Origin of the sequence: Streptomyces sp. NPDC006384, assembly GCF_042870695.1 — a bacterium.
GTDB lineage: Bacteria > Actinomycetota > Actinomycetes > Streptomycetales > Streptomycetaceae > Streptomyces.
In genome coordinates, this window is sequence record NZ_JBIAHR010000017.1 from 111,331 (window position 1) to 125,515 (window position 14,185).

The following is a 14,185-nucleotide window of genomic DNA, read 5'->3' on the forward strand; positions in this document are numbered from 1 at the left end:
CCCCTCCCGAGCCGCCCAGAACGAGGTAGGTCATGTCTGCGCCCATGTCACGCCCGAGCCGGCGTACCGTCCTCGCCGGCACCGCGGCCGCCGCCGCGCTCACCGCCGTCCCGTTCGCCCCCGGACACGCGCACGCCGCCGGGGAGAAGGCGGACGACGCCACCGCCTACCGCTGGCGCAACGTCGTCATCGGCGGCACCGGCTTCATCACCGGCGTCCTCTTCCACCCCCGAGTCCGCGGCCTCGCCTACGCCCGTACCGACATCGGCGGCGCCTACCGCTGGGACGACCGCGCCGCCCGCTGGACCCCGCTCCTGGACCACCTCGGCTGGGACGACTGGAACCTCCTCGGCGTCGAGGCGATGGCCGTCGACCCCGCCCACCGGGACCGCATCTACCTGGCCTGCGGCACCTACGCCCAGGCCTGGGCGGGCAACGGCGCGATCCTGCGCTCCGACGACCGCGGCGCCACCTGGCGGCGCACCGACCTCACCGTGAAGCTCGGCGCCAACGAGGACGGCCGGGGCGCCGGCGAACGGCTCCTGGTCGACCCCCGGGACTCCGGCACGCTGTGGCTGGGCACCCGGCACGACGGCCTGTGGAGATCGACGGACCGCGGTGCCACCTGGAGGCCCGCCCCCGGCTTCCCGGCCACCCCGAGCCCCACCGGCCAGGGCGTCACCCTCCTGGTGGCCGCGGGCCGCACCCTGTACGCCGGCTGGGGCGACGCCGGCGGCACCGCGCCCAACCTGTTCCGCACGGCCGACGGCGCCACCTGGGAGCCCGTCCCCGGGCAGCCCGCCGGCACCGCCGCGCGAGTGCCGATCCGCGCCGCGTACGACGCGCACACCCGCGACCTGTACGTGACGTACGCCGACGCCCCCGGCCCCAACGGCCAGTCCGACGGCAGCGTGCACAAGCTGCAGACGATGAACGGCCGCTGGACCGAGGTCACCCCGGCCCGGCCGGGCGGTACCACCGACGACGGATCAGCCGACACCTTCGGCTACGGCGGCGTCGCCGTCGACGCCCGCCGCCCCGGCACCGTCGTCGTCTCCACCAACAACCGCTGGGCGGCCGTCGACACCCTCTTCCGGAGCACCGACGGCGGCCACAGCTGGACCTCCCTCAAGGAATCCGCCCGCCTCGACGTGTCGGAGACCCCCTACCTGAAGTGGGGAGAGAAGCAGCCCAAGTTCGGCTGGTGGATCCAGGCCGTCGCCCTCGACCCCTTCGACTCGAAGCACCTCGTGTACGGCACCGGCGCCACCCTCTACGCCACCCGCGACCTGCGCCGCTGGGCCCCGCAGATCCGCGGCCTGGAGGAGACGTCCGTGACCCAGCTGATCTCGCCCCCGAGCGGCCGGGCCCACCTGCTCAGCGGCTCACGGGACATCGGCGTCATGTACCACGAGCGGCTCACGGCGTCCCCGGCGCGCGGCATGGCCGCCAACCCCGTGTTCGGATCGGCGACCGGACTCGCGCAGGCCGCGCGCAGACCGGCGTACGTCGTCCGGACCGGCTGGGGCGACCACGGCAACGGCGCGTACTCGAACGACGGCGGCATCACCTGGGCGCCCTTCGCGTCCCAGCCCGCCATCGCCAAGAGCGCCCCGGGACCGATCGCCGCCAACGCCGACGGCAGCGTCCTGCTGTGGTCCTTCGTCCACTGGGACGGCACGAAGTACGCGGCCCACCGCTCGGCGGACAACGGCACGACCTGGTCCGAGGTCCCCTCCTTCCCCAAGGGCGCCAGGCCGGTCGCCGACCCGGTGGACCCGGCGGTGTTCTACGCCTACGACACCGACGCGGGCGCCCTGCTCGCCAGCACCGACGGCGGCCGCACCTTCACCGCCCGCGCCACCGGACTGCCCGCCGGCGACAGCCAGTACCAGCTTGCCGTGGCACCCGGCCGCAGCGGCGACCTGTGGCTGAGCACCAAGCACAACGGCCTGTACCGCTCCACCGACGGCGGCGCCGCCTTCACCAGGGTGACGAGCTGCCTGGCCTCCCACACCCTCGGCTTCGGCAAGGCCGCCGACGGCGCCGCGTACCCGGCGGTCTACCAGGTCGGCTCCCTCGGCCCCGCCGGTACCCTCACCGCCGTCTACCGCTCCGACGACGAGGCGCGGACCTGGACGCGGATCAACGACGACCGGCACCAGTGGGGCTGGACCGGCGAGACCATCACCGGCGACCCCCGCATCCACGGCCGCGTCTACCTCGCCACCAACGGGCGCGGCATCCAGTACGGAGACCCCAGGTGATGCCCAACCTCGCGGACACCACCCGCCACCGCATCCTCTTCGGAGGCGACTACAACCCGGAGCAGTGGCCCGAGGAGACCTGGCACGAGGACGTCCGCCTGATGAGGGCCGCCGGCGTCAACTCGGTCACCCTCGGCGTCTTCTCCTGGTCCCGGCTCGAACCCCGGCCCGGCGCCTACGACTTCGCCTGGCTGGACCGCCTCATGGACCTGATGCACGCGAACGGCATCGGCGTCGTCCTCGCCACCCCCACCGCCTCGCCCCCGCCCTGGCTCGGCCGGCTGCACCCGGACACGCTGCCCGTCGACGAGGACGGCCGCACCGAGTGGTGGGGCGGACGCCAGCACTTCTCGCACTCCAGCGCCACCTACCGCCGTTACGCCGCCGCCGTCACCGAGGCCCTGGCCGCCCGCTACGCCGGCCACCCCGCCCTCACCATGTGGCACATCAACAACGAGTACTGCACCTTCGACCACGGCGACGAGGCCGCCGTCCGCTTCCGTCACTGGCTGCAGGACCGGTACGGCACCCTCGACGCCCTCAACACCGCCTGGGGCACCGCCTTCTGGAGCCAGGGCTACGGCGACTGGGACGAGATCCTCCCGGCCCGCCGCACCCACTACCTGAAGAACCCCGCCCAGGTGCTGGACTTCCGGCGCTTCACCTCCGACATGCTCCTGGAGTGCTTCACCGCCGAACGCGACATCGTCCGCCGCCACACCCCGCACCTCCCGGTCACCACCAACTTCATGCCGCTGTGGCACGGCCAGGACGCCTGGCGCTGGGCCGAGGAGGAGGACGTCGTCTCCGTCGACCTCTACCCGGACCCCCGCGACCCGCTCGGCGCGCAGCACGGCGCGCTCGTGCAGGACATGACCCGCTCGCAGGCGCGCGGCCCGTGGATGCTCATGGAGCAGGCCGCCGGACCGGTCAACTGGCGCGGCGCGAACCACCCCAAGCCGCGCGGCCTGAACCGCCTGTGGACCCTGCAGGCGGTGGCCCGCGGCGCCGACGCCGTCTGCTACTTCCAGTGGCGCCAGTCGCGGCAGGGCGCGGAGAAGTTCCACTCCGCCATGCTCGGCCACGCGGGGGAGGAGGGGCGTACGTACCAGGAGGTCAGGCAACTCGGCGCCGACCTCGCCAGGATCGGCCCGCACGTGGCGGGCACCCGGATCACCGCCGACGTCGCCGTGCTGCACGACTGGCACTCCTGGTGGGCCGGCGACCAGGAGGGCCGTCCCTCCACCCGCTTCGCCTACCCCGACCTGCTGCACGCCTGGCACCGGGCCCTGTGGGAGGCCCGTCTCACCACCGACTTCGCCCACCCCGAGCACGACCTCACCCCGTACCGGGTGGTCGTCGTGCCCCAGCTCTACGCCCTCACGGACGCGGCGGTCGACAACCTCCTCGCCCACGTCCGCCGCGGTTCCACCCTCGTCTGCGGCTTCCACACCGGCGTCGCCGACCAGGACGACCGGGTCAGGGAGGGCGGCATGGACGCCCGGCTGCGCGAGCTGTTCGGCATCCGCGTCCTGCACGAGCGGTGGCCGCTGGAGACGGACGAGAAGGCCGCCTGCGACGGCTTCCTGGGCACCCTGTGGTCCGAGGAGATCGAACCCGACGGCACCGCCGACGAGACGGTCCCCTACAAGGGCGGCGAGCTGGACGGACTCCCGGCAGTCCTGCGCAAGGGCCGCGCCTGGTACGTGTCGACCCTCCCGGAACCGGAGGCGCTGCGCGAGCTGCTCGCCCGGATCGCCGCCGACGCGGGCGTCCGCCCGGTGCTCGACGGTCTCCCGGCCGGCGTCGAGGCGGTACGCCGCGGCGACCTGCTGTTCCTCCTCAACCACCACCGCGACCCGGTCACCGTCGACGTCCCCGGCACCCACCGCGACCTGCTGACCGACGAGACCGTCAGCGGCCGCGTCACCCTCGGTCGCCACGGCGTGGCCGTCCTCGCGGAGCCCGCCCGATGACCGGCGCGTCCCTGCCCGGCGGCCCCGTGCACGGCACCTGGGAGCCCGGGCCCGCCGCCCGCTGGGAGGACGCCTTCCTCAGCGGCAACGGCCACCACGGCGCCCTGGTGTTCGGCGACCCGCACCACGACAGGGTCGTCGTCACCCACCACACCCTCGTCCGCCCGGACGGTGACGACGAGCTCCGCCGGCCACCGCGGCTCGCCGCCGCCCTCCCCGCACTCCAGGACCGCCTGCTGGCGGGCGACACGAGGGCCGCCGAGGAGTTCACGGACGGCCGTCCGCTGCAGTGGGTGCGGCCCTTCCACCCGGCGTTCCAGCTCCGGCTGAACCGGCCCCCCGACGACACCGGCCGCCCCAGCCGCCGCACGGTCGACTTCACCACCGGCGAGACGACCGCCACCCGCGCCGACTGGACCAGCCGCGTCTTCGTCTCCCGCGCCGACGACGTGATCGTCCAGCGCGTCACCGCCCCGTGCCTCACCCTCGACATCTCCCTCGACCCGCGCCTGCCCGGCGCCCCCGCCGGTCTGGGCATCGGCCACGGCGCCGTCCTCACCCCCGAGGGCGCCCTGCTCAGCCTGCGCGCCCGCTACCCCGGCAGCGACCTGGCGTACACCGGCGTCACCCTGGTCGCCGTCACCGGCGGCACCACGAGACTCGTCCCGCCGGGCGTGCTCGTCGAGGGCGCCACGGAGGTCCTGCTCCTGACCCGGGTGCACCGGCACACCGGGGAGTCGGACGTCACCGCCGAGGGCCGCGCCCTGCGCGACCTGGCGGCCGGCACCTTCCCCGCCACCCCGTCCCTCACCCCTGGCGCCACCCCGGGTGACGGGCAGGACGGCCCCCCGGAGACCGCCGCCCCGCCCGCCACCCCGTACGACACCCTCCTCCGCCGCCACCTCGCCCTGCACCGCACCGCCTACGGCCGCGTCACCCTCGACCTCGCCGCCGACCCCGCCGAACGCGCCCTGCCGGGCTCCGCCCTGCTGGAACGCCCCCGCAGCACCGCCCTCCTGGAGCGCCTCTTCGCCGCCGGCCGCTACCACCTCCTGTCGGCCGGCGGCCTGCTCCCGCCCCGCCTGACCGGCCTGTGGACCGGCGACTGGAACACCGCCTGGTCCGGCGCCCTCACCACCAACGCCAACCTCAACCTCCAGACCGCCTCCGCCGCCGCGGCCGCCCTGCCCGAGGTCACCGAGGCCCTCGCGGCCCTGGTCCACCGCCAGTTGCCCGACTGGCGGGACAACGCCCGCGAGATCTTCGGCACCCGCGGTGTCGTCGCCCCCTCCCACACCGACGGCGAGTCCGGACACACGTACCACTTCAGCCGCGAGTACCCCCTGCACCTGTGGACGGCCGGCGCCGACTGGCTGCTCAAGCCCCTCGTCGACCACGACGAGACCTACGGCACCCGCGACCCCCGCACCCTCGCCGCGCTCGCCGAGACCGCCCTGTTCTACGAGGACTTCCTCACCCGCACCGACGCCGACGGCAATCTCGCCGTCGTCCCCTCCTACTCACCCGAGAACCGCCCCGCGAACGCGAGCTGGGGCACGGTGAACGCGGCCATGGACCTCTCCGCGGCCCGGCACGCCCTGCGCACCGCCGCCGACCACCACCCCGAGCACGCCGACCGCTGGCGGACCCTCGCCGACCGCCTACCGCCGCACCGGATCAACGAGGACGGCGCCCTCGCCGAATGGGCCCTGCCCGGCCTGCGGGACACCTACGACCACCGCCACCTCAGCCACCTCTACGGCGTCTGGCCGCTCGACGAGATCACCCCGTACGACACCCCCGAACTCGCCGCGGCCGCCCACCGCGCCCTCGAACTGCGCGGCGCCGAGAACGACTCCGCCCACGGACACCTCCACCACGCCCTGGTCGCCGCCCGGCTCGGGGACGGCGCCCGGGTCGCCCACGCCCTGGCCCGGGTGCTCGACGGCGACTTCTTCCACGCCTCCCTGATGAGCGCGCACTACCCCGGCCGCGACGTCTACAACGCCGACGCGGCGCACACCCTCCCGGCGGTGCTCATCGAGATGCTGGTGCACTCCACCCCCGGCCGCCTGGTGCTGCTCCCCGCCCTTCCGGCGGCCTGCCCCGAAGGCGGACTCAGGGGCGTACGCACCCGGTTCGGGGCGGCCGTCGACCTCACCTGGCGGGCCGACGGCACCGCGACGGCGGTCCTGCGCCCCTCCCGCACCGTCCGCGTCGACCTGAGAACACCCGCCGGCGCCGAACCGCTCGACCTCGTCGCCGGACAGGACCGCGTCATCGAGGTCAAGGCGCGCTAGCGGGCCGTGGGCCTCCCCGGCACCTCACACCACGGCCGAGGGGCCGGTCCCGGGAACCACCACCCGGCACCGGCCCCCTCCCGCGTCCGCTCCACGACCGGCGGCCGCGCTTCCTCCCGCAGGTGTCCCGCCTGCGCCCCCGCCGCGAGAAGACCGGTACCGGTGCTACGCCCGCGAAGGCGCCGGACCCGAGCTCGCGCGGACCGTCAGCTCCGGCGCGAGCAGCACGACCTCCTCGCGGCCGCGCCCCTCGAGCTTGGCGACCAGCTGCTCCACGGCGCGCCGCCCCATCTCCTGCGCGGGCACGGCGACCGAGGTCAGCCGCACCGAGGCCTGCGTGGCGACCTGCTCGGGACAGACCGCGACCACCGACACGTCCTCGGGCACGGCACGCCCCTGCTGGCGCAGCAGGGCGAGCAGCGGCTCGACCGCCGACTCGTTCTGGACGACGAACCCCGTGGTGTCCGGCCGCTCGTCGAAGATCCGGGCGAGGGTCGCGGCCATCGCGTCGTACCCGCCGTCACAGGGGCGGTGCAGCAGTCGCAGCCCCAGCTCGCGCGCCCGGGTGCGCAGCCCGTCGAGGGTGCGCTCGGCGAAGCCCGTGTGCCGTTCGTAGACCGCGGGGGCCTCGCCGATGACAGCGATGTCGCGGTGCCCGAGCGACGCCAGATGCTCCACGCACAGCGCGCCGGTCGCCCGGAAGTCCAGATCGACGCAGGTCAGACCGGTCGTGTCGGCGGGCAGACCGATCAGCACGGAGGGCTGGACGGCCCCCGCGCCCGGCCTCGTCCCGGCGGGGCCGTCCCCGCCGTCCCCGCCGCGCAGCAACGGCAGCCGCTCGTCGTCGAGTTCGACGTCCATCAGGATCATCGCGTCGGCCAGGCCGCTGCCGGTGACCCGGCGCACCGCGTCGGGGCCCTCCTCGCCGGTCAGCAGCAGGGTGTCGTACCCGTGGGCGCGGGCGGTGGTCGCGACCGCGATGGCGATCTCCATCATCACCGGCACGTACATGTCGGTACGCAGCGGGATCATGAGCGCGATGATGTTCGACCTGCTGCTGGCCAGGGCGCGGGCTCCGGCGTTCGGGTGGTAGCCGAGCTGCCGGATGCTCTCCTCGACCCGCTGCCGGGTGGTGACGGAGATGGACCGCTTGCCGCTGAGGACATAGCTCACCGTGCTCGCCGATACTCCGGCGTGCTGAGCGACCTCGGCGAGGGTGACCATCCAGCTCTCCAAGCTTTGTGAAGCGCTTCGACAGCGCACAAGGTGGGCAACAAAGGGTGAGGATGGTTCCGACAGTAACCCCGGCCGCAGTGGGTGTCCATAGGTCGTCGAAGCGCTTCGACAGCTTTCTTCTCCGGTCCCCCTCCCACTGCCCGGCGGGGTCTTCGGTCCGTGCCTCCCGGCCATTCTCCCGCGCCCGCGGCCATCGGCCGAACGGCCGCACGAAGGGTGGTGGGTCCGCCCCGGAAGGGGTACACACGATCGGGTAGCACCGACTAGTCGCATACGCCCGCGAGTTCACGCACGCCCGGTTCGCGGACGTATCCCCCTTCGATGCCGATCCGCGGCGAGGTGAGCCTCATGTCCGCTCCAACCACCCCCTCCTCCCGATCCACCGTCACCGAACGGGAGGCCCGCCAGGTGGCGGAGGCCGCCCGGGAACAGGACTGGCGCAAGCCCAGCTTCGCCAAGGAGATGTTCCTCGGCCGCTTCCGCCTCGACCTCATCCACCCCCACCCGGTCCCCGCCGACGAGGACGTCCAGCGCGGCGAGGAGTTCCTCGCCAAGCTCCGCGACTTCTGCGAGACGAAGATCGACGGGGCCGTGATCGAGCGCGACGCCCGCATCCCGGACGACGTGATCACCGGGCTGAAGGAGCTCGGCGCCCTCGGCATGAAGATCGACACCAGGTACGGCGGACTCGGCCTCACCCAGGTCTACTACAACAAGGCCCTCGCCCTGGTCGGATCCGCGAACCCCGCGATCGGCGCGCTGCTCTCCGCCCACCAGTCGATCGGCGTCCCGCAGCCGCTGAAGATGTTCGGCACCCGGGAGCAGAAGGAGACCTTCCTGCCGCGCTGCGCCCGCACCGACATCTCGGCGTTCCTGCTCACCGAGCCCGACGTCGGCTCCGACCCGGCCCGTCTCGCGACCACCGCCGTCCGGGACGGCGACCACTACGTCCTCGACGGTGTGAAGCTGTGGACGACCAACGGCGTCGTCGCCGACCTGCTCGTCGTCATGGCCCGCGTCCCGGAGTCCGGGGAGAGCCGGGGCGGCATCACCGCCTTCGTCGTGGAGGCCGCCTCCGAGGGCATCACCGTCGAGAACCGCAACGCCTTCATGGGCCTGCGCGGCCTGGAGAACGGCGTCACCCGCTTCCACCGGGTGCGCGTGCCGGCCGCCAACCGCATCGGCGAGGAGGGCCAGGGCCTGAAGATCGCCCTCACCACGCTCAACACCGGCCGGCTGTCCCTGCCCGCCATGTGCGTCGGCGCCGGCAAGTGGTGCCTGAAGATCGCCCGCGAGTGGTCGGCGGCGCGCGAGCAGTGGGGCAGGCCGGTCGCGCTGCACGAGGCGGTCGGCTCCAAGATCTCCTTCATCGCCGCGACCACCTTCGCCCTCGAGGCCGTCCTCGACCTCTCCTCCCAGATGGCCGACGAGGACCGCAACGACATCCGCATCGAGGCCGCCCTCGCCAAGCTCTACGGCTCCGAGATGGCCTGGCTGATGGCCGACGAGCTGGTCCAGATCCGCGGCGGCCGCGGCTTCGAGACCGCGGCCTCCCTGGAGGCCCGCGGCGAGCGCGCCGTCCCCGCCGAGCAGCTCCTGCGCGACCTGCGGATCAACCGGATCTTCGAGGGCTCCACCGAGATCATGCACCTGCTGATCGCGCGCGAGGCCGTCGACGCCCACCTCTCCGTCGCCGGCGACCTGATCGACCCGGACAAGTCCCTGTCCGACAAGGCGAGGGCAGGCGCCCAGGCGGGCGTCTTCTACGCCAAGTGGCTGCCCAGGCTGGTCGCCGGACCGGGACAGCTCCCGCGCTCGTACGCCGAGTTCCACCCCGCCGGCCACGTCGACCTCTCCGGCCACCTGCGGTACGTCGAACGCACCGCCCGCAAGCTCGCCCGCTCCACCTTCTACGCCATGTCCCGCTGGCAGGGCCGGATGGAGACCAAGCAGGGCTTCCTGGGCCGGATCGTCGACATCGGCGCCGAGCTGTTCGCGATGAGCGCCGCCTGCGTCCGCGCCGAGCACCTGCGCGCGAAGGGCGACCACGGCCGCGAGGCCTACCAGCTCGCCGAGGCCTTCTGCCGCCAGTCCCGCATCCGCGTCGAGGAACTCTTCGGCCGCCTGTGGACCAACACCGACGACGTCGACCACAAGGTCGTCAAGGGCGTCCTGGGCGGCGCCTACGAGTGGCTGGAGCAGGGCGTCATCGACCCGTCGGGCCAGAACCCCTGGATCGCGGACACGACGCCCGGGCCGAGCACCAGGCAGAACGTCCACCGCCCCATCCCCTGACCCGCCCGCCGGCACCCGGACCCCGCCGTCACCCGCACCTCCGCGCGGTGACGGCGGGGTCCGGGTGCGACCGCCCCGCACCGGGGGGCGCGGCGACCCGCCCGAGGGACGCGCTGTCCCGCCGGACACCGGGTGCGGCCACAATGGGGGGATGAGCGACAGTCCAGCCCCCCTCGCCGATCCGCACCTCGTCTACGACCCGGTGGCGGGCGACGGCCCGAAGGACGTGGTGATCCTCGGGTCCACCGGGTCGATCGGGACCCAGGCCATCGACCTCGTGCTGCGCAACCCGGACCGCTTCCGGGTCACCGCGCTGTCCGCCAACGGCGGCCGGGTCGCCCTCCTCGCCGAGCAGGCGTACCGGCTGAGGGCACGGACCGTCGCCGTGGCCCGCGAGGACGTCGTACCGGCGCTGCGGGAGGCCCTGCGGGCGCAGTACGGCGCCGGGGAGCCGCTCCCCGAGATCCTCGCCGGACCGGACGCGGCCACCCAGGTCGCCGCCTCCGACTGCCACACCGTCCTCAACGGCATCACCGGCTCCATCGGGCTCGCCCCGACCCTCGCCGCCCTGGAGGCGGGCCGCACCCTCGCGCTCGCCAACAAGGAGTCGCTCATCGTCGGCGGCCCGCTGGTCAAGGCCCTCGCCAAGCCCGGACAGATCATCCCGGTCGACTCCGAGCACGCCGCCCTCTTCCAGGCGCTCGCCGCCGGCACCCGCGCCGACGTGCGCAAACTGGTCGTCACCGCCTCCGGCGGCCCCTTCCGGGGACGCACCCGGGAGCAGCTGGCGGGCGTCACCGTCGAGGACGCCCTCGCCCACCCCACCTGGGCCATGGGCCCGGTGATCACGATCAACTCCGCCACCCTCGTCAACAAGGGCCTGGAGGTGATCGAGGCCCACCTCCTCTACGACATCCCCTTCGACCGCATCGAGGTCGTCGTGCACCCGCAGTCCTACGTCCACTCGATGGTCGAGTACACGGACGGGTCGACGCTGGCGCACGCCACGCCCCCCGACATGGGCGGCCCCATCGCCGTCGGCCTCGGCTGGCCCGAACGCGTCCCCGACGCCGCCCCCGCCTTCGACTGGAGCAAGGCCTCGACCTGGGAGTTCTTCCCGCTCGACAACGAGGCCTTCCCCTCGGTGAACCTGGCCCGGCACGTCGGACGGCTCGCGGGCACGGCCCCGGCGGTGTTCAATGCCGCCAACGAGGAGTGCGTCGAGGCGTTCCGCGACGGCACGCTGCCGTTCCTCGGGATCATGGAGACCGTCACGCGGGTGGTCGAGGAGCACGGCACCCCCCGTACGGGAACCTCGCTCACCGTCGCGGACGTCCTCGAAGCGGAGACCTGGGCACGCACCCGGGCCCGGGAACTGGCGGCACAGACGGCGGAGGCCCGTGCATGACGACCCTGATGTTCATCCTCGGCATAGTCCTCTTCGCCGTCGGCCTGCTGTTCTCCATCGCCTGGCACGAGCTGGGGCACCTGTCCACGGCCAAGATGTTCGGCATCCGCGTGCCGCAGTACATGGTCGGCTTCGGACCGACGCTCTTCTCCCGCAGGAAGGGCGAGACCGAGTACGGCATCAAGGCCATCCCGTTCGGCGGCTACATCCGCATGATCGGCATGTTCCCGCCCGGCGCCGACGGCAGGCTGGAGGCCCGCTCCACCTCGCCCTGGCGCGGCATGATCGAGGACGCCCGCTCGGCCGCCTTCGAGGAACTCCAGCCCGGTGACGAGAAGCGCCTGTTCTACACGCGCAAGCCGTGGAAGCGCGTCATCGTCATGTTCGCCGGCCCGTTCATGAACCTGGTCCTCGCGGTGGTGCTCTTCCTCACCGTCCTGATGGGCTTCGGCATCTCCCAGCAGACCACCACCGTCGGCTCCGTCTCCCGGTGCGTCATCTCACAGAGCGAGAACCGCGACGACTGCACCAAGTCCGACCCGGCCTCCCCGGCCGCGGCGGCCGGCCTCCGCGCCGGCGACAAGATCGTCGCCTTCGACGGCGTACGGACCGACGACTGGGACAAGCTCTCCGACCTGATCCGCGCCAACCCCGGCGAGCAGGTGCCGGTCGTCGTCGAACGCGGGGGCCGGGAGGTCACCCTCCAGGCGACCATCGCCACCAACCAGGTCGCCAAGAAGGACTCCCACGGCCAGATCGTCGAGGGCGAGTACGTCACCGCCGGCTTCCTCGGCTTCAGCGCCGCCACCGGCGTCGTCAAACAGGACTTCGGCCAGTCCGTGACCTGGATGGGCGACCGCATCGGCGACGCCGTCGACTCCCTCGCCGCCCTGCCCGGCAAGATCCCCGCCCTGTGGGACGCCGTCTTCGGCGACGGACCCCGCGAGGCCGACTCCCCGATGGGCGTCGTCGGCGCCGCCCGCGTCGGCGGCGAGATCGCGACCCTCGACATCCCGCCCACCCAGCAGCTCGCGATGTTCGTCATGCTGGTCGCCGGCTTCAACCTCTCCCTGTTCCTCTTCAACATGCTCCCGCTGCTGCCGCTGGACGGCGGCCACATCGCGGGGGCCCTGTGGGAGTCGCTGCGCCGCAACACCGCCAAGGTGCTGCGCCGGCCCGACCCGGGCCCCTTCGACGTGGCGAAGCTGATGCCGGTGGCGTACGTGGTGGCGGGCGTCTTCGTCTGCTTCACGCTGCTCGTCCTGGTGGCCGACGTCGTCAACCCGGTACGGATCAGCTGACGCCCACGCTCCGCCGTGAAGCCCGATCCGGAGAGCATGTCCCTCCGGGCCGGGCTTCACGCGCCTCACCCGCCGTACGGGCGCCATCGGGCGAACCTGGCGTACGCCCTGTGCCGGGTGTTCGGGCGCGTGCCGTAATCTCGAAGGCCGGAGCCCACCGCTGAACGGGACCGGACCTTGATCCACGACTTGGGGTTGCACAGCAGATGACTGCGATTTCTCTCGGCATGCCGTCCGTTCCGACCACGCTCGCCGAACGCCGCAAGAGCCGGCAGATCCAGGTCGGGTCCGTGGCGGTGGGCGGTGACGCGCCCGTGTCGGTGCAGTCGATGACCACCACCCGCACCTCCGACATCGGCGCCACGCTCCAGCAGATCGCCGAGCTGACGGCCTCCGGCTGCCAGATCGTGCGTGTGGCCTGCCCCACCCAGGACGACGCCGACGCCCTCCCCGTGATCGCGAAGAAGTCGCAGATCCCGGTCATCGCCGACATCCACTTCCAGCCGAAGTACGTCTTCGCCGCCATCGAGGCGGGCTGCGCCGCGGTCCGGGTCAACCCCGGCAACATCAAGCAGTTCGACGACAAGGTCAAGGAGATCGCGCAGGCGGCCAAGGACCACGGCACCCCGATCCGCATCGGCGTGAACGCGGGCTCCCTGGACCGGCGCCTGCTCCAGAAGTACGGCAGGGCCACCCCCGAGGCCCTCACCGAGTCCGCGCTGTGGGAGGCGTCCCTCTTCGAGGAGCACGGCTTCCGGGACATCAAGATCTCCGTCAAGCACAACGACCCCGTCGTCATGGTCGAGGCCTACCGCCAGCTCGCCGCCCAGTGCGACTACCCGCTCCACCTCGGCGTCACCGAGGCCGGCCCCGCCTTCCAGGGCACCATCAAGTCCGCCGTCGCCTTCGGCGCCCTGCTCTCCCAGGGCATCGGCGACACCATCCGCGTCTCCCTCTCCGCCCCGCCGGTGGAGGAGATCAAGGTCGGCATCCAGATCCTGGAGTCGCTCAACCTGCGCCAGCGGGGCCTGGAGATCGTCTCCTGCCCGTCCTGCGGCCGCGCCCAGGTCGACGTCTACAAGCTCGCCGAGGAGGTCACCGCCGGCCTCACCGGCATGGAGGTCCCGCTGCGCGTCGCCGTCATGGGCTGCGTCGTCAACGGCCCTGGCGAGGCCCGCGAGGCCGACCTCGGTGTCGCCTCCGGCAACGGCAAGGGCCAGATCTTCGTCAAGGGCGAGGTCATCAAGACCGTCCCCGAGTCCAAGATCGTGGAGACCCTCATCGAGGAGGCCATGAAGATCGCCGAGCAGATGGAGAAGGACGGCGTCGCCTCCGGCGAGCCCTCCGTCTCCGTCGCGGGCTGACCCGCCCCCGCTCCTGCCGCGTCGCCCCGGGGGGCGGC

8 protein-coding genes are annotated in these 14,185 nt (G+C 73.1%); 7 read left to right on the forward strand and 1 reads right to left on the reverse strand.

Annotation, left to right across the window (positions count from 1 at the left end; all coding sequences use genetic code 11):
- Positions 1-44: 44 nt before the first annotated feature.
- Genes ACFYOJ_RS23370 through ACFYOJ_RS23380 form a run of 3 tightly spaced genes read left to right on the forward strand, consistent with a single transcriptional unit; the run spans position 45 to position 6,543 of the window.
- Entirely contained in the window at positions 45-2,267 is a 2,223-nt protein-coding gene (locus ACFYOJ_RS23370) for a WD40/YVTN/BNR-like repeat-containing protein (protein WP_388597696.1), read from the forward strand.
- Positions 2,267-4,243, forward strand: coding sequence for a beta-galactosidase (locus ACFYOJ_RS23375; protein ID WP_356553644.1), 1,977 nt, complete (start codon positions 2,267-2,269; stop codon positions 4,241-4,243). Before ACFYOJ_RS23370 ends, ACFYOJ_RS23375 begins: the two co-directional genes overlap by 1 nt.
- Positions 4,240-6,543: a glycoside hydrolase N-terminal domain-containing protein gene (locus ACFYOJ_RS23380; protein ID WP_356553642.1), complete on the forward strand. Its 2,304-nt coding sequence runs from the start codon at positions 4,240-4,242 to the stop codon at positions 6,541-6,543. Before ACFYOJ_RS23375 ends, ACFYOJ_RS23380 begins: the two co-directional genes overlap by 4 nt.
- Positions 6,544-6,708: 165 nt before the next feature.
- Here the strand turns inward: ACFYOJ_RS23380 and ACFYOJ_RS23385 are convergent, their stop codons facing one another.
- The gene (locus ACFYOJ_RS23385) at positions 6,709-7,767 is read right to left on the reverse strand and encodes a LacI family DNA-binding transcriptional regulator (protein ID WP_356553640.1); all 1,059 of its coding nucleotides are present in this window, start codon (positions 7,765-7,767) and stop codon (positions 6,709-6,711) included.
- A gap of 360 nt (positions 7,768-8,127) precedes the next feature.
- Between ACFYOJ_RS23385 and ACFYOJ_RS23390 the strand changes: the two genes are divergently transcribed.
- The 4 genes from ACFYOJ_RS23390 (at position 8,128) to ispG (ending at position 14,147) form a co-directional block, all read left to right on the forward strand.
- A complete protein-coding gene (locus ACFYOJ_RS23390) occupies positions 8,128-10,074 on the forward strand; it encodes an acyl-CoA dehydrogenase family protein (RefSeq protein ID WP_356553638.1) in 1,947 nt (648 codons plus the stop codon).
- Between the two features lie 151 nt (positions 10,075-10,225).
- Entirely contained in the window at positions 10,226-11,482 is a 1,257-nt protein-coding gene (gene dxr, locus ACFYOJ_RS23395) for a 1-deoxy-D-xylulose-5-phosphate reductoisomerase (RefSeq protein WP_356553636.1), read from the forward strand.
- 8 nt (positions 11,483-11,490) lie between these two features.
- Complete coding sequence (locus ACFYOJ_RS23400) at positions 11,491-12,783, forward strand: site-2 protease family protein (protein WP_356553801.1); 1,293 nt, start codon at positions 11,491-11,493, stop codon at positions 12,781-12,783.
- A gap of 206 nt (positions 12,784-12,989) precedes the next feature.
- Positions 12,990-14,147 (forward strand): flavodoxin-dependent (E)-4-hydroxy-3-methylbut-2-enyl-diphosphate synthase, encoded by a 1,158-nt coding sequence (gene ispG / locus ACFYOJ_RS23405; protein WP_356553634.1) that lies wholly within the window; start codon positions 12,990-12,992, stop codon positions 14,145-14,147.
- Positions 14,148-14,185: the final 38 nt, after the last annotated feature.